Source organism: Streptomyces sp. NPDC102360, from assembly GCF_044766085.1.
Classification (GTDB): Bacteria; Actinomycetota; Actinomycetes; order Streptomycetales; family Streptomycetaceae; genus Streptomyces.
The window spans coordinates 789,126-804,964 of sequence record NZ_JBIWLG010000002.1 but is presented as its reverse complement, the minus strand read 5'-3'; the positions used below and the strand labels follow the sequence as shown (position 1 = coordinate 804,964).

At 72.0% G+C, this 15,839-nt stretch carries 13 protein-coding genes; 7 read left to right on the top strand and 6 right to left on the bottom strand.

Annotation, left to right across the window (positions count from 1 at the left end):
* Positions 1-199 precede the first annotated feature (199 nt).
* The 3 genes from ACIRHA_RS13045 to ACIRHA_RS13035 all read right to left on the bottom strand — a co-directional run bounded on the left by ACIRHA_RS13045 (position 200) and on the right by ACIRHA_RS13035 (position 2,756).
* Entirely contained in the window at positions 200-595 is a 396-nt protein-coding gene (locus ACIRHA_RS13045) for a hypothetical protein (RefSeq protein WP_403843841.1), read from the bottom strand.
* A 146-nt stretch (positions 596-741) separates the two neighbouring features.
* The gene (locus tag ACIRHA_RS13040; protein ID WP_403843839.1) at positions 742-1,983 is read right to left on the bottom strand and encodes a cytochrome P450; all 1,242 of its coding nucleotides are present in this window, start codon (positions 1,981-1,983) and stop codon (positions 742-744) included.
* Positions 1,980-2,756, bottom strand: a complete 777-nt coding sequence (locus ACIRHA_RS13035; protein ID WP_403843836.1) for an alpha/beta fold hydrolase — start codon at positions 2,754-2,756, stop codon at positions 1,980-1,982. Before ACIRHA_RS13035 ends, ACIRHA_RS13040 begins: the two co-directional genes overlap by 4 nt.
* Positions 2,757-2,893: 137 nt before the next feature.
* Here ACIRHA_RS13035 and ACIRHA_RS13030 point away from each other — a divergent pair, with 137 nt between their 5' ends.
* Positions 2,894-3,730: a pentapeptide repeat-containing protein gene (locus tag ACIRHA_RS13030; RefSeq protein ID WP_403843833.1), complete on the top strand. Its 837-nt coding sequence runs from the start codon at positions 2,894-2,896 to the stop codon at positions 3,728-3,730.
* A 26-nt stretch (positions 3,731-3,756) separates the two neighbouring features.
* Here the strand turns inward: ACIRHA_RS13030 and ACIRHA_RS13025 are convergent, their stop codons facing one another.
* Positions 3,757-4,398, bottom strand: coding sequence for a chorismate mutase (locus ACIRHA_RS13025; protein WP_403844482.1), 642 nt, complete (start codon positions 4,396-4,398; stop codon positions 3,757-3,759).
* A gap of 135 nt (positions 4,399-4,533) precedes the next feature.
* On the opposite strand from ACIRHA_RS13025, the gene cyc2 reads away from it, so the two are divergent.
* From cyc2 to ACIRHA_RS13000, 5 genes are all read left to right on the top strand, one after another.
* On the top strand, positions 4,534-6,774 hold the full coding sequence (gene cyc2, locus ACIRHA_RS13020) for a germacradienol/geosmin synthase Cyc2 (protein WP_403843831.1): 2,241 nt from the start codon (positions 4,534-4,536) through the stop codon (positions 6,772-6,774).
* A gap of 86 nt (positions 6,775-6,860) precedes the next feature.
* Positions 6,861-8,810, top strand: a complete 1,950-nt coding sequence (gene phsA / locus ACIRHA_RS13015) for an O-aminophenol oxidase PhsA (RefSeq protein WP_403843828.1) — start codon at positions 6,861-6,863, stop codon at positions 8,808-8,810.
* A 152-nt stretch (positions 8,811-8,962) separates the two neighbouring features.
* Positions 8,963-9,601 carry a PDZ domain-containing protein gene (locus ACIRHA_RS13010; protein WP_403843825.1) on the top strand — a complete coding sequence of 213 codons (639 nt, stop codon included), beginning with the start codon at positions 8,963-8,965 and terminating at the stop codon, positions 9,599-9,601.
* A 146-nt stretch (positions 9,602-9,747) separates the two neighbouring features.
* Positions 9,748-10,875 (top strand): M24 family metallopeptidase, encoded by a 1,128-nt coding sequence (locus ACIRHA_RS13005; RefSeq protein WP_403843822.1) that lies wholly within the window; start codon positions 9,748-9,750, stop codon positions 10,873-10,875.
* Between the two features lie 6 nt (positions 10,876-10,881).
* On the top strand, positions 10,882-11,787 hold the full coding sequence (locus ACIRHA_RS13000) for an aminoglycoside phosphotransferase family protein (protein ID WP_403843820.1): 906 nt from the start codon (positions 10,882-10,884) through the stop codon (positions 11,785-11,787).
* Positions 11,788-11,877: 90 nt separating this feature from the next.
* Here ACIRHA_RS13000 and treZ read toward each other — a convergent pair whose 3' ends face one another.
* Positions 11,878-13,644 (bottom strand): malto-oligosyltrehalose trehalohydrolase, encoded by a 1,767-nt coding sequence (treZ, locus tag ACIRHA_RS12995; protein WP_403843817.1) that lies wholly within the window; start codon positions 13,642-13,644, stop codon positions 11,878-11,880.
* A 221-nt stretch (positions 13,645-13,865) separates the two neighbouring features.
* Between treZ and ACIRHA_RS12990 the strand changes: the two genes are divergently transcribed.
* The gene (locus ACIRHA_RS12990) at positions 13,866-14,417 is read left to right on the top strand and encodes an FHA domain-containing protein (RefSeq protein ID WP_403843815.1); all 552 of its coding nucleotides are present in this window, start codon (positions 13,866-13,868) and stop codon (positions 14,415-14,417) included.
* Positions 14,418-14,450: 33 nt separating this feature from the next.
* Here the strand turns inward: ACIRHA_RS12990 and ACIRHA_RS12985 are convergent, their stop codons facing one another.
* The gene (locus ACIRHA_RS12985) at positions 14,451-15,692 is read right to left on the bottom strand and encodes a M14 family zinc carboxypeptidase (RefSeq protein WP_403843812.1); all 1,242 of its coding nucleotides are present in this window, start codon (positions 15,690-15,692) and stop codon (positions 14,451-14,453) included.
* Positions 15,693-15,839 lie beyond the last annotated feature (147 nt).

The following is a 15,839-nucleotide window of genomic DNA, read 5'->3' as shown; positions in this document are numbered from 1 at the left end:
CCGCTCCTCTTCGAAGGGGCGCGGATCCGGTTTCGAGGGTTCTTTTTTGGGCGGGGCAGACTTCGCGGATGAGTCTTCATCGACGCTGTCGTCGGCTGCCGAACGGGGTTCGGGTGGTTCTTCCTCGCTGCTCATGAGAGTTCGGTCTTCCGGATGTGACGGTGCCGCGGCGTGTGCCGCGCGGGCGATGGGAAGGCGGCTAGGAGACGTTCCAGTCGCCCTTGACTTCGACCTTGTCGTTGAACACCTGGGCGTTCTTGATCAGCGCGGCGTTGACCTGCGCGCCTTTGCCGCCGGCCGCGGCCGCCTCGGCCACCATCGTGCGCATCTCGTCCTCGAAGGCACGGTCGAGCAGCATGTGGGCGGCGAGCAGCCGCTCGAGCTCCTGCTGGGCGCCCTCGTCGTCTGGTGCCCGGGTGACCTGGTCAAGGGCGGTTTCGGCGGAGGAGTCGCCACGGAACCGCGCACGGATCCGCTCGATCAGCCGGGCCCCGCTCGTCCACCCCGCGCGTCCCGCTTCCTGGGCCGCGCTTTCCAACGCTCCCTTGGCCACGAGCGCGACGCCCGCGGCTGCGACAGCCGTCACTGGATCCATCGTGCATCCCCCGATTTCGCTTGCGGACCAGTGGTACACGTGGCCCGAACAGCCAATCTAGGCCACAGCACTGACATCTGACCTGGGCCTTGCACATTGCCGATCCAGGTTGGCCGAAACTTGACCGTTGCATCAATCAACGCGCATCAACTTCGCCGCAGAACCAGGCACTTGATGCCGTTGATGAAGTTCGAGACGAGTCGTTCCGGTGGCTCCGCGAGCGTCAGAGTGGGAAGGGTATTGGTCACCTCCTCGTACAGCGCCCGTAGTTGGAGGCGGGCGAAGTGGGCGCCCAGGCAGACGTGCGGGCCGTCTCCGAAGGAGACGTGGGGGTTGGGGGTGCGGGTCAGGTCCAGGGTGGACGGTGCGGGGAAGACGCGTTCGTCGTGGTTGGCGGAGGCGTGCAGGACGACCACCTTGTCGCCCCGCTTGATGGGGGTGCCCGCCAGAGCCGTGTCCTCGGTGGCCGTGCGGCGGAAGGTGAGGACCGGCGGGTGGCGGCGCAGCAGTTCGTCGAGCGCGAGCGTCAAGTCGGCCTTCCCCATGCGGAGTTGCTCGTACGCGGACGGGGTCTCGGCGAGCAGTGCCAGGCTGCCCGGGGCCGCGCTGCGGACCGTGTCGTTGCCCGCGATGGTGAGGAGGAAGAAGAACATCTGGCGTTCGGGCGGGGTGAGTTCGGGGTCCGCCGCGAGCGTCGTCATGATGTCGTCGGCCGGGTGGGCCCGCTTGTGGGCCGTCAGCTCGTCGGCGTACGCGAACATGTCGGCCAGCGCGGAGGGGGAGCGGGGGTTCACCGGTGGGCCGGTGGTGGCAGCCGGGGACGTCTCGTCCGGATCCTGGTAGCCGATGACGCGGCGGGTCCAGTGCAGGAGCAGCGCGCGGTCGGACTCCGGGACGCCCAGGAGGTCGGCGAGGTTCAAGAGGGCGTAGTCGTCGGTGACCGTGGCGACCAGGTCCACCGTGTCCGCGTCCGCCGCCTCTTGAAGGGCGGTGTGCAGCAGGGTTCTTGCCCGGTTCCGTACCGAGTCCTCGAACGCTGCCACGCGGCGCGGCGTGAACGCCCGGCTCACCAGGCGGCGCAGTCTGCCGTGGGCCGGCGGGTCCTGGTTGAGCATCATGCCGCGGATGAACGGGAGGTCCGCCGGGTCCGGATCGCGGATCTGGGTCGCGCCCAGGTGCGAGGAGTACGCGGACGTGTCCTTGAGGACCCGGACCACGTCCGCGTGCCGGGTGACCGCCCAGAAGCCGGGGCCCTCCGGCCAGCCGAGGACCGCGGGCTCCGGCTGCCAGGCCACCGGGTGGTGGTCGCGCAGCGTCCGGTACCGGTCGTGCGGGACACCGCGCGCGTACAGGCGCGGGTCGAAGACGTCGGGGACGGCAGGCGTCACGAGCCGTCCGCCCGCAGGAAGTCCTCCATGACGCGGATCAGCGCGAGTGGCGCCTCGTCCATCGCGTAGTGGCCGCATACGGGGAGGTCGACGAGCTCGCCGCGGGTGAACCAGGTCAGCCATGTCGAGCGCATCAGGGGCGCGGCCAGGGCCGGATCGAGCTGCCCCGTGACCGCGAGCGCGGGGACCGTACAGGGCTCCAGGTCGGTGTGGAAGTCGTCGCCGGTCCACGAGTCGAGCCAGGCCCGGAACGCCTTGGCGTCGCTGCACGCGAGCGAGCGCTCCACCATGCGGTCCAGCCATGCGCCGGGGCGTACGCCGCCCGTCGTGACGTCGATGATCGCGCGGCGGTTGGCGGGCGAGGTGTCGGCCGTCGCGAACAGCTCCCACTGCTCGGGCGGCATGGGCAGCCCGGACGCCGGAACCGGGGACACCCCCACGATGCGGCGCACCCGCCGCGGCGCGTTCGCCACCACGCGCTGCGCGACACTGCCGCCCATGGAGTGCCCGATCAGCGAGAACCGCTCCCAGCCGAGCCGGTCCGCGAGGTCGAGCACGTCCGCGGCGGCCTCGGTCGTCGTGTACGCGCCCGGCGTCTGTTTCGCCTCCCCGTAGCCGCGCAGATCCACGAGCGCGTACTGGAAGGTGGTGCGGTCGAGGTCGGGCACGATCGGCGCGTAGGCGGCGCGGTCGGCGAACCAGCCGTGCACCGCGATCACCTTGTGCGTGCCGTCACCGTGCAGTTCGTACGGCAGGACGAAGGACGAGGCCACGTCGACTCCCCAGGGTGTGGAACTTCAGGCGGTGCCGGACGCCTCCAAGGTGGCGCGGGGCCGGGCCCGGCCACAAGAGGGCGCACGCACGCGTGGCCGCGCGCACCGCACCGTGGCCCATCGGCGAGAATGGGCAGGTGACCTCCCCGGAAGCCCCTCCTGACCGCCCCGACCTGCGCGCCGATTGCGCAAACTGCTTCGGCCTGTGCTGCGTCGCCCTCCCCTTCGCGAAGTCGCAGGACTTCGCGCACGACAAGAACGCGGGCACGCCCTGCCGCAACCTTCAGGACGACTTCCGCTGCGGCATCCACACCAGGCTGCGCGACGAGGGGTACCCCGGCTGCACCGTCTTCGACTGCTTCGGTGCGGGCCAGAAGGTCTCCCAGGTCACCTTCGAGGGCGTCAGCTGGCGCGAGCGGCCCGAGAGCTCCAGGGCCATGTACGAGGTCTTCCCCGTCATGCGTCAACTGCACGAGCTCCTCTGGTACTTGAGTGACGTACTGGAGCTGGACGCCGCCGTCGCCGTGCACGGCGACGCCCGGCGGGCCCGCGAGGACATCGAGCGGCTGACCCGCGCGCGCAGCGACGAACTGGTCGCCGCCGACGTGCCGGCCGTCCGGGGCGACGTGAACGCCCTTCTACTGAAGGCGAGCGAACTGGCGCGCGCCGACGTGCCGGGCGCCCTGGGCCGCAAGAAGAACCACCGCGGCGCCGACCTTGTAGGAGCCCGTTTCAAAAAGGCCGACCTACGGGGCGCCAATCTGCGCGGCGCCCTGCTCGTCGCCGCGGATCTGACCGGCGCCGACCTCCGCTCGGCCGACCTGATCGGCGCGGACCTGCGCGACGCCCGGCTCGCGGGCGCCGACCTCACCGGGGCGCTGTTCCTCACCCAGGCGCAGGTGAACGCGGCGCGCGGCGACGCCGCCACCCGCATCCCGGCGGGCCTTCAGCGGCCCGCGCACTGGGCCGCGTAGCAGCTAGGAAGCGCACACCGAAGCCCTCAGGAGGCGCACACCGAAGGCAGCGCCCGTGCGAGGCCCTTGAGGTGCAGCGCGTCGAACCCGCGCGCGTGGGCGTCGCGCAGCGCCACCGCCGTCAGCAGCGGCCCGCAGGCCGGAGAGGTACGCGTGGGCGCCACCTCCCGCAGGGCGTCAAGCAGCTGCGTCGTGATCCGGTCGAGCTGCGGCCGCACCTCCGTCGCCAGATCGGGGCGCTCGGTCGGGCGCTGCTCCGGGTGGGCGTCCCAGCGGGCGTAAAGGCCGCGCTGCACCACCTTGTTGGCCTCGATCTGGTCCCGGAAGACGGCCCCCGCGAACTCCGGGTCGATGCCGAGATCCGCCGAGCGCTTCGCCACGTCGTCGAGGATCACCTTCTCGCGCGCCGGGTCGTCGATCGGCGCGTCCGTGCCGTACTTCGCCGCCGCGACCTTGTCCGCGAGGGCGAGCCGTTCCGTGGCGAGCGAGGTGATCGCGGCGAGGGCGCCCGGGTTCGCGTGGGAAGCGGTGGAGGAGGCGGTGGCGGTGGCAGTGGTGGCGGGCGCGGCCGGGGCGGCGGAGGCCGGGAGGGCCGCCCCGCCGAGGGTGAGCGCGGTGGCGGCGCCCAGGGCGACCAGGCAGCGGGCGGCGGTTGACGTGGTCCGGATGCGCAACGTGGGTCCTTCGCTTCGTACAGGCAACGGGTGCACGGCGTGCCCCTGTTGTGTATCAGGTTCACGCGATAGTGCGATCATGATCCGCTCCGTGGATGCCGGTTGACGGCCACGGGTAGGGCGGCGCTCATGACACACGAGTCCACGCAGCCCTTCCACCTGCCGCGCTTCTACATGCCGTACCAGGCCCGGCTCAACCCGCATCTGGACGGGGCGCGGGCCCATTCCACGGTGTGGGCCCGCGAGATGGGCATGCTGGAGGGCAGCGGCGTCTGGGACCAGGGCGACCTCGACGCGCACGACTACGGCCTGTTGTGCGCGTACACGCACCCCGACTGCGACGGTCCTGCGCTCTCCTTGATCACCGACTGGTACGTGTGGGTCTTCTTCTTCGACGACCACTTCCTGGACATGTACAAGCGCACGAACGACCGCGCGGCCGGCAAGGCGCACCTGGACCGGCTGCCGCTGTTCATGCCGATGGAGCTCGACACCCCCGTGCCCGAGCCGCGGAACCCGGTCGAGGCGGGCCTCATCGACCTGTGGCGGCGCACCGTGCCCGCCATGTCGATGGACTGGCGGCGCCGCTTCGCGGAGTCGACCGAGCACCTCCTGTACGAGTCGATGTGGGAGCTGTCCAACATCAACGAGGGGCGGATCTCCAACCCCGTCGAGTACATCGAGATGCGCCGCAAGGTGGGCGGCGCCCCCTGGTCGGCGGGCCTGGTGGAGTACGCGACCGCCGAAGTCCCGGCATCCGTCGCGCAGTCGAGGCCGCTGCGCGTCCTCATGGAGACGTTCGCCGACGCGGTGCACCTGCGCAACGACCTCTTCTCCTACGAACGAGAGGTCATGGACGAGGGCGAACTCTCCAACGGCGTCCTGGTGTTGGAGACCTTCTTCGGCTGTACGACACAGGAGGCGGCGGAGGCCGTCAACGACGTGCTGACTTCGCGGCTGCACCAGTTCGAACACACAGCGCTGACCGAAGTGCCCGCCCTCTCCGTGGAGAAGGGGCTCACGCCGGACCAGGTCGCCGCGGTCGCCGCGTACACGCGCGGGCTGCAGGACTGGCAGTCCGGCGGCCACGAGTGGCACATGCGATCGAGCCGCTACATGAACAAGGAGGCCACCGCGCAACCCGAAGCGCCCCTGGGTGGGCCGAGCGGACTCGGCACGGGCGCCACGGACGTACGGGCGCTGCTCGACGGGGTCGGAGCCGAGCGCCTGCGCGCGTACACGCACGTGCCGTTCCAGAAGGTCGGCCCGTCCCTGATCCCCGACATCCACATGCCGTTCGCCCTGAGCCTCAACCCTGAGCTCGACGGGGCCCGCGCGCGGCTGCTCCCGTGGACGCACCGCATGGGCATCCTGGGGGAGGGCGTCTGGGACGAGGACAAAGTCCGCGCCTACGACCTGCCGTTGTGCGCGGCGGGACTCGACCCGGACGGTTCGGCCGAGGCGCTCGACCTCAGCTCCCAGTGGCTCGCCTGGGGCACCTACGGGGACGACTACTACCCGCTGGTCTTCGGCCACCGGCGGGACCTGGCCGCCGCCAAGCTGTGCACCGCGCGCCTCTCCGACCGCATGCCCGTGACCGGCGAGGACATCCCGCCGCCCGCCAACGCCATGGAGCGCGGCCTCGACGACCTGTGGCGGCGCACCACGGCGGACATGGCCCCGGAGCAACGGCGCACCCTGAAGGCCGCCGTGGAGGTCATGACGGAGAGCTGGGTGTGGGAGGTCGCCAACCAGCTCCAGCACCGCATCCCCGACCCGGTCGACTACCTGGAGATGCGCCGCGCCACCTTCGGCTCCGACCTCACCACGAGCCTGTGCCGCATGGGCCACGGGCCCGCCGTACCGCCCGAGATCTACCGCACGGGCACGGTGCGCGCCCTGGAGAACTCGGCGATCGACTACACGATGCTGCTCAACGACGTGTTCTCGTACCAGAAGGAGATCGAGTACGAGGGCGAGATCCACAACGCGATCCTGGTCGTGCAGAACTTCTTCGGCGCGGACTACCCGACGGCCGTCGGCATCGTGAACGACCTCATGACGCAGCGCATGCGCCAGTTCGAGCACATCGTCGAGCACGAACTACCGGCCCTGTACGAGGACTTCGGGCTCCACCGCGACGCGCGCACGGCTCTCGACGGCTATGTCGAGGACCTGCGGAACTGGATGGCGGGCATCCTCAACTGGCATCGAAACGTCGACCGATACCGCGACGGCTGGCTCGCGCGCCGGGCCCACGGATTCGTCCCCGGCCGCGTTCCGGCGCCGCCGGTTCCGATTGGTTTCAACAACCGCACGTCCGGATTGGGTGGTTCAGGGAACTTCGCTGGGACGTCAGCCGTCTTGTGAGGTGAGACGGCCGTTCATGGCCGGACAAGACGGCCGTTCGCGGCCGTAACGGGGACGATGTGAGAACACACGGGGGTGTTCTTTTCATGACCGAAATCTTTGACCGCATCACGGACAAATTGACCGGAGTCGAGGAGGCCGCGAGCGAGATCGCCGCGGCCGCCGTGGGGGAACTGGCGCCGTATGTAGCGCCGTTGACGGTGCCGCCGGTGCTGCGGCCCGACTCCGGTGATGTCCGTCAGGAAACAGAGATCGCGCTGCGGCCCACGTGGCAGCGGCTGCACCCGCAGCTCCCGCCGACACTGATGTGGGGCTACGAGGGCGCGGTGCCGGGCCCGACGATCGAGGTACGGCGCGGGCAGCGCGTCCGCATCGCCTGGACGAACCGCATTCCCAAGGGCGGCGAGTACCCGGTGACGTCGGTGGAGGTGCCCAATCCGCCGACCGAGCCGGGGCAGGACCCGCCGCCCCCGCCGACCACGCTGCCCGGCCGCGGCGGCGTCCCTGCGAACGCGGACGTGGCCGCGCTGCCCGCCTGGACCGTCACGCACCTGCACGGCGCGCAGACCGGCGGCGGCAACGACGGCTGGGCGGACAACGCGGTGGGCTTCGGCGACGCCCAGCTCTCCGAGTACCCGAACGACCACCAGGCGGTGCAGTGGTGGTACCACGACCACGCCATGAACATCACCCGGTGGAACGTGTACGCGGGCCTGTACGGGACGTACCTGGTCCGGGACGACGAGGAGGACGCCCTGGGGCTCCCCTCCGGGGAGCGGGAGATACCGCTGCTGCTCGCCGACCGGAACCTGGACACGGACGAGGACGGCAGGCTGAACGGCAGGCTGTTGCACAAGACCGTGATCGTCGACCCGGCGAACGAGGAGACGGGCAAGCCCGTCACCATCCCGTTCAGCGGCCCGTACACGACGGTCAACGGGCGGATCTGGCCCTACGCGGAGGTGGACGCGGGCTGGTACCGCTTCCGCCTGGTGAACGCGTCGAACGCGCGGATCTACAACCTGGTGCTCATCGACGAGGACGGCGACCCGCTGCCCGGCGTCGTGCACCAGATCGGCAGTGACGGCGGACTGCTGCCGCGGCCCGTCCCGATCGACTTCGGCAGCGACCCGTCGGAGATGCCGACGCTGCCCGTCGCGCCCGCCGAGCGCATGGACCTGCTCATCGACTTCGCGTCCCTCGCGGGCAAGCGGGTGCGCCTGGTCGACAAGGGGCGCAACCAGGCACCGGGCGAGCCGGACGTACCCGGCGATGTGCGCTACCCGCACGTCATGGAGTTCCGGGTGGGCGAGTGCGGTGACCCGGAGCCGTTCGTGCTGCCCGAGGTGCTGTCCGGGTCCTTCCGGAGGCTCACGCACGACATCGAGCACGGGCACCGGCTGATCGTCCTGACGCCGCCCGCCACCAAGGGCGGCGGCGGACACCCGGAGATCTGGGAGATGGCGGAGGTCACCGGGGGCCACGAGGGTGCGTCGGGCGCCGAGGACGTCCAGGTGCCCAGCGACGGCGTCATCCAGCTCGTCGACGACAAGGGCGCGTTGAAGACCTACCGGCGCATCGCCCGGACCTTCAACGACGGGCTCGGCTTCACCATCGGCGAGGGCACCCACGAGCAGTGGAGCTTCCTCAACCTCGCGGTGAACCCGCCGGTCGTGCACCCGATGCACATCCACCTCGCCGACTTCCAGATACTCGGCCGGGACGTGTACGACGCCTCCGGGTTCGACGTGAAGGTGGGCGGCACGGTCAAGCCGGTCGCGTTCGACCCGACCAAGGTGGTCCCGCTGCCGCTCAACGAGCAGGGGCACAAGGACGTGTTCCGTGCCCTGCCCGGCCAGATGCTGCGCGTCATGGGCAGGTTCGACGGGGCGTACGGCCGGTTCATGTACCACTGCCACCTCCTGGAGCACGAGGACATGGGCATGATGCGGCCCTTCGTGGTGCTCCCGCCGGAAGCCCTGAAGTTCGACCACGGGGCCGGGCACGGCGGTGGCCACGGGGGCCACACCGGCTGACCGGTTGATCGGCCGATTCGGGAGGGGGTGCCGGGCGCCGGCGTTCGAGCCGGCCCCGGCACTCTCACTCGTTCGTGGATCGTCGGGGGCGTGCGCGGAGGGTAGGGCTCTGGCCGTGGCCGAGTGGGCCAGGGACCGGAGGCGGGCGACCCATGGAACAGACTGCGTTGCGTCCCAAGTCGATGCCGGGGTCCGGGGGCCGGACCTCGACGTCGGCCTCAACGTCGGCCTCAACGCCGACCTCGGCCTCGGCCTCGCGCTTGAGGCCGGGCGCCGCCCGGCGGCGCGGCAGGCGCCTGTGCAGCGTGCTGTGCGGGCTGCTGTGCGCGGTCGTGCTCGTCCTCGCGGGCATCGGCCTCGGCACCGTGGGAGCCACCGTCATCGGGATGAGCAAGCTCGCCGAACTGAAACGGCAGGCCCCGCCCGAGGCGAGGCCCGCGGCCCCGCCGCCGAGCAGCCCCGCCCCCACGCCAAGGCCCAGCACGGCGCCCACGCCGCCCGCGTCACCGCTCTCGAGGGGCGGGCTCGGCGTGGAGGTCGTCGACGCCCCCAAGACGTCGGGCGCGCTCGTCGTGGCCGTGCACATCCCGGGCCCCGGCTACACCGGCGGCCTGGTCCGCGGCGACGTCCTGGTGGGCCTGGGCGCGCGGCGCGTCGGCTCCGCGCTCGGCCTGGCGGCGCACGTGGCCGACGTGGCGGATGCCCGGCCGGGCCGGCCGGTGGTGGTCATGGTCCGGCACGCGAACGGGGAGCTGCAGAAGCTGGTGGTCACACCGGGGGTGGTCACGTGACGGCCGTATTCGGCGCGCGCCCCGCCCACGGCGCCTGAAATCATGGGCAGAGGTCGGTCTCGCGCCGCCCCGCGCCGCCGGGCAGGATGGCTGTCCGTACGACGCCCGCACCTCCATGAGCGCCTACCCGTACGAGAGGCCAGGACATGACGACCGGTACACCCGTGCCCTTCACCGCAGCCGACTACAAGGCCCGCATGGACCGTGCCGCGCAGTCCGCCGCGGCCGCGGGGCTCGCAGGGGTGCTGGTCGCGCCGGGCCCCGACCTCGTATGGCTCACCGGCTACCACGTGCCGGCCGACACCGAGCGGCTCACCCTCCTCGTGCTCGCGGCCGACCAGGAGCCCACGCTCGTCGTGCCGACCCTGGAGGCGCCCGACGCCGCCAAGGCAGCGGGAGCCGACGCGATGACGCTGCGCGACTGGACCGACGGCAAGGACCCGTACGACGTCACCGCCCCGCTGCTCGACGTGACGGGCCGCTTCGGGGTGAGCGACAACGCCTGGGCGATGCATCTGCTCGGCCTGCAGAAGACCTTGCCCGAGACCTCGTACGTCTCGCTCACGGAGGCCCTGCCGATGCTGCGCGGCGTGAAGGACGCCGCCGAACTGGAGCGCCTCGCCGCCGCGGGCGCCGCGGCGGACGCCACGTACGAGGAGATCAAGAAGGTCGCCTTCGCGGGCCGCCGCGAGAACGACATCGCCGGTGAACTGTCCGACCTGCTGAAGCGGTTCGGGCACTCGCAGGTCGACTTCACCGTCGTCGGCTCGGGCCCGAACGGCGCCAACCCGCACCACGAGGCGAGCGACCGCGTCATCCAGGATGGCGACATGGTGGTGCTCGACTTCGGCGGCCTCAAGCACGGCTACGGCTCCGACACCACCCGTACCGTGCACGTCGGAGAGCCGACCGACGAGGAGCGCAAGGTCCACGACATCGTCCGGGAGGCGCAGACCGCGGCCTGTGACGCGGTGCGGCCGGGGATCGCCTGCCAGGACGTCGACCGGGTCGCCCGCAAGGTCATCACCGACGCCGGGTACGGCGAGTACTTCATCCACCGCACCGGGCACGGCATCGGCGTCACCACCCACGAACCGCCCTACATGATCGAGGGCGAGGAGCAGGAGCTGGTGCCCGGCATGTGCTTCTCCGTCGAACCCGGCATCTATCTGCCGGGCCGGTTCGGCGTCCGCGTCGAGGACATCGTGACCGTCACCGAGGACGGCGGCCGGCGTCTCAACGCGACGGCGCGCGAGCTGGCGATCGTGGGCTGAGCGGCCATGCCGTCGACACCGCGGCAGCCCACTGCCGACGCTGTGCGCCGCGTCCTGGAGGCGATGCTTCCGGGCGGCGGCGCCCCGCGGGCGCGCCCCGTCACCGAAGGCGGCGAGCACTCCACGTGGTGGGTCGGTGAGGAGCACGTGCTGCGCCTCGCCACCGACCCGGAGATGTCCGCGCGGCTGCGACGCGAGGTGCGCCTGCGCGATCTCGTACGCCACCACGTCCCGGTCGCCGTGCCCGCCTCCGTCGCCGCGGGGGAGTGGGCGCCCGGCCTCGCCTGCACGCTCGACAAGCGGCTGCCCGGGGAGTCCGCGGAGGTCAGGGACGTCACCGCGGCAGGCGAGGAGGATCTCGCCGGGCTGCTCGCGGGGCTGCGGGCGGTGCCGGTCGCGCGGACCGGTCCTGTCGGTGTGCCGAACGTGCCGCCGCGCTCGCTGGAGAGCCTGCGCCGCGAGGCAGGCGCCGCGGCCCTGAAGCTGCACGCGGACGGCGAGTTCGAGGCCGAGCGGCTCGATCAGCTCTCCGCGCGGGCCGTCGCGCAGCTCGCCCCGCAGTCCGGCACCGTGCTCGTCCACCACGACCTGAAGGGCGAGCATCTGACCGTGTCGGCGGACGGCCGGGTGCGCGGCGTCCTGGACTGGGCCGACGCGGTCGTCGGTGACGCGGCGGAGGACATCGCCGGGCTCACCATCGCGGTCGGTGCGCGTGCCGCGGTCCGCTCCGCGACGCTGGCGGGGTACGGGCCGCGGTCATGCCTGCGGGGGCTGTGGCTGGCCCGCTGCGATGTCCTGGTGCGGCTCGGGGACCGGCTGTACGGCGCCGACGACAGCCCCGTGGGTCTGCTGCGGGTGCAGGCGGAGCGGGCGTGGGAGGCGATCCTGCTGGAGCTGGTGTCGGAGGGCTGAGCCGGAGGGGATGAGCCGGAGGGGATGAGCCGGAGGGGATGAGCCGGAGGGGATGAGTCCTCCCTCCGGCCCGCTGCCGGCCGGCCGCCCCTACGGTGCCACGGCGACCACGCAGGACTCCGCCGGGACCGTCAGCACGCCGTCCCTGCCCGGCAGTTCCACCGGCTCCCACGCGGCGAGCAGCCGCGCCACAGGACGCCCCAGCGGAATCGACACCGGGACGTCGGACAGGTTCACCGCCACCCGAAGATCGCCGCGCCGGTAGGCGATCCATCGCGCCCGCTCGTCGTACGCGACCTTGACCGCGGCCAGATCCGGCTCCCGGAGGTCCGGGCGGGCGCGGCGCAGGGCGAGGAGTTCGCGGTACCAGGCGAGTACGCGCGCGTGGTGGCCCGTTTCGCGCTCTTCCCAGTCCAGGCAGGAGCGCTCACGGGTGGCCGGGTCCTGCGGATCGGGAATGTCTCCCTCGGCCCAGCCGTGCGCCGCGAACTCCCGCCGCCTGCCCTTGCGCACGGCATCGGCGAGAGCGGCGTCGGTGTGGTCGGTGAAGTACTGCCAGGGCGTGCTCGCGGCCCATTCCTCGCCCATGAACAGCATCGGCGTGAAGGGCCCGGTGAGCACGAGTGTCGCCGCGCACGCCAGCAGTCCGGGGCGGACGAGCGCGCCGAGGCGCTCGCCCTGCGCCCGGTTGCCGACCTGGTCGTGGCTCTGCGTGTAGGCGAGCAGCCGGTGCGCGGGGACGGTGGCGCGGTCCAGCGGGCGACCGTGGTGGCGGCCGCGGAACGTCGAGTACGTGCCGTCGTGGAAGAAGCCCTGCGTGAGCGTCTTGGCGAGCGCGGCCATCGGCTGCCGCGCGAAGTCCCCGTAGTAGCCCCGCCGTTCCCCGGTGACGGCCGCGTGCACGGCGTGGTGCACGTCGTCGTTCCACTGCGCGTGGAGGCCGAGCCCGCCCTCGGAGCGCGCGGTGATGACGCGCGGGTCGCCGAGGTCGGACTCGCCGACCAGGAACAGCGGTCGGCCGAGGTCCTCGGCGAGCGCGTCCACGGCCGCCGAGAGCTCCTCAAGGAACGGCAGGGCGCGCCGGTCGTGGAGTTCGTGGATCGCGTCGAGCCGCAGCCCGTCGATCCGGTAGTCGCGCAGCCAGGCGAGCGCGCTGCCGATCAGGTACGCGCGTACCTCGTCGGAGCCGGGCGCGTCCAGGTTCATCGCGCTGCCCCACGGCGTGTGGTGGGTATCGGTGAAGTACGGGCCGAACGCCGGCAGATGGTTGCCGGAAGGGCCCAGGTGGTTGTGCACGACGTCGAGCACGACACCGAGGCCGTGGTCGTGCGCGCTGTCGACAAAACGCTTCAGCGCCTCGGGCCCGCCGTACGGCTCGTGCACGGCCCACGGGCCGACCCCGTCGTAGCCCCAGCCGTGCCGCCCCGGCATGGGGCACAGCGGCATCAACTCCACGTGCGTGACACCCAGGTCGGCGAGGTGGCCGAGCCGTGCCGCGGCGCCGTCGAGCGTGCCCTCCTTCGTGTACGTGCCCACATGGAGCTCGTACAGGACCGCTCCGGGCAACCCGCGCCCGGACGGACCGGAGCGCCACTCGTACCGCCTGTGGTCGACGACGGCGCTCAGTCCGTCCGGGCCCTCGGGCTGCCGCCGCGAGCGCGGGTCGGGCAGCACGGGCCCGCCGTCGACCGCGAAGCCGTACCGCGTGCCGTCCACTGCTTCCGCCTCGCCGGACCACCACCCGTCCCCGCGGTACGGGTCACGCGCCAACGCGCGCGTGGTGCCCTGTTCGTTCTCGGCGCCCCGAATGTGGAGCGTCACCTGCTCGGCCTGTGGTGCCCACACCTCGAACTGCACGGACCGTTCCCCCTCGTGACCGGATGCCTGCCGACAGTGACGGCTGAGTTCCATGGTGCGTCAGTTGTGATCGACGTGGGGCCATTTTGCCTCGCTGGGGCGCGCGTCACACGAAGTCGGGGCTTCGACAAACGAAGTTGATGCGCTTGTGCGGCACGGGTACCAGCGGGGACGCCCGGTTTTCTGGACACCTCGACCTTCGCTGCCCGACAATTCCCTTTGTGACGTCCTCTTTTGAACACCACACGCACCCGGCTCGGCTCTCCGACGCCGAGCGGGACCGTGCGCTGAAGGTGCTCAGGGACGGCGTCGCACTCGGCAGGCTCTCGCACGACACGTTCGTGCGCCGCATGGAGCTGGTGTTCACCGCCCGGCGGACCGAGGACCTCGACCGGCTCACCGCCGATCTGAACCAGGAGGGCCGCTGGTCGCGGGCGCTGTTCGGCACCGTGGGGGCGGTCTCCGGGTTCACCGTGCGGCTGCGCAGGGCGTGGACCGTGGAGCGGCTGCCGAAGCTGCTCCTGCCGTCGGCCACCTCCCCGTACCCGCTGCGCATCGGCCGCGACCCGGCCAACGGGCTGCGGCTGAGCCACGACACCGTCTCGCGGGTGCACGCCGAGCTGAGCCGGCAGGCCGGCATGTGGGTGCTGCGCGACCTCGGCTCGACCAACGGCACGTCGGTGAACGGGCGCAGGGTGATCGGCGCCGCGGTCGTCAAGGGCGGCGATCAGGTCGCCTTCGGGCGCATGTCGTTCCGGCTGTCCGTCGACTGACCAGGGCGCGCGCACTCACCCCGGGGCGTGTGCTCACCCGCGCGCGTGCCGCACCGCCGCCACCGTCGTCCGCGCCTGATGCTCTATCTGGTGGGCCACCGGCACCCACCGCGCCCCGAACCGCTCGGCGTACGCCTCGCACCACCGCGTGACAAGGGCGTCGAGGCGGGGCGCCGCCAGGTCGTCGGCCTCCTCCAGGACCCGCAGGAGCATCGCCGCGGCCCGCAGCGGAAGCCGCCGGGCGAACGCGTCGATGCTGCCGATGTACGCCATCGTGGCGTCCGGCGGCGGCGGTTGGACCCAGTCGTCCGCGAGCCCCGGCACCAGGCCCAGGGCCCAGCAGGCCGCGCCGAGGAGCGGCCCGCCGGTGTCCGGGAGCCGGGGCATGGCCTCCGCGAGGATCTCCTCCACGAGCCGCGTGTCGCGGCTGAGCCGGGCCGACAGGCGCCGCAGCGCCCGCTCGGGCGCGGGATGCGGGGCCGGGTCGTCCACCAGGTCGCTGGCCCACATCGGGACCTCCACGATCGCCGTGGAGCCGCCGTAGCGGTGCGCGTGGTGCCACGTCGACAGGCGGGCGTCGTCGGGCAGGCTCGGGAACGCGGCCTGCGCGTCCAGGTCCGGCATCACATGGACGCCGCGCCCCGACGTCGGCCAGCCCGCCGCGTCCGACGCCCCGGTCTCCACCGGTATGTGCAGCTCGGCGGCCGACTTGGCGAAGGGCTCGGCGAGCCCCGGGATGTCCCGCGTCAACTGCACCCAGCTGCCGCCCAGTTCGGTGCCGTGCAGGGACACCTGGAGGTAGGGCCGCACCTCGTCGATCACACCGACCAGGGTCGTCGTCTCCGGAGGCAGCCGGTCCGGGGGCAGCACGGACGGCGACCACTCCGGCTGCTCCGCGCCCGTGGGCCTGAAGAAGCCCCGGTGGTAGTCGAGCAGCGAGTGCGGCTCCGGAGCGTTGTGCAGGGCCGCGCCGTCCGGGTCCGCGCACAACAGGAAGTGCCACGACCGGTCGGTCCGCAACTCCCGGTCGAAGAGCGCCTTTTCGGCCAGGTGCAGCGCCGTGGGCCCACCCGTGGGCTCGTTGGCGTGCGCCCCCGCCACGATGAGGACGGCGCGCCGGTCGTGCCCGACGGACAGCAGATGCAGGGGGCGCCCCCCGCGCGACGTGCCGACCTGGCGTAGGTGACACAGGTCGGGTCGCTGGGACGCCAGCTCCCGCGCTGACTGGACCAACTCGGCCGAGGTGGGGTACCGCTGCTCCGTCAGGTGACTCACCCCCGTTGGTGCTCCCGGCGTCAGCAATCCGCAGTACCCCATGCTCCGCTCCATGTGTCAAGAAGGCCTATACAGCGGCCCCGGGCCGCTCGGCAGGGGAGAGTTCACGCCACCGAGGCCCCGCGCAGGTCAGACCCGTGCGTCACC

What these genes read in the sequence shown, in the direction of transcription:
- ACIRHA_RS13045 (WP_403843841.1), bottom strand. Translation starts at nt 595, where the DNA reads ATGGATCCAGTGACGGCTGTCGCAGCCGCGGGCGTCGCGCTCGTGGCC.
- ACIRHA_RS13005 (WP_403843822.1), top strand. Translation starts at nt 9,748, where the DNA reads ATGACGACCGGTACACCCGTGCCCTTCACCGCAGCCGACTACAAGGCC.
- ACIRHA_RS13000 (WP_403843820.1), top strand. Translation starts at nt 10,882, where the DNA reads ATGCCGTCGACACCGCGGCAGCCCACTGCCGACGCTGTGCGCCGCGTC.
- ACIRHA_RS13010 (WP_403843825.1), top strand. Translation starts at nt 8,963, where the DNA reads ATGGAACAGACTGCGTTGCGTCCCAAGTCGATGCCGGGGTCCGGGGGC.
- phsA (WP_403843828.1), top strand. Translation starts at nt 6,861, where the DNA reads ATGACCGAAATCTTTGACCGCATCACGGACAAATTGACCGGAGTCGAG.
- cyc2 (WP_403843831.1), top strand. Translation starts at nt 4,534, where the DNA reads ATGACACACGAGTCCACGCAGCCCTTCCACCTGCCGCGCTTCTACATG.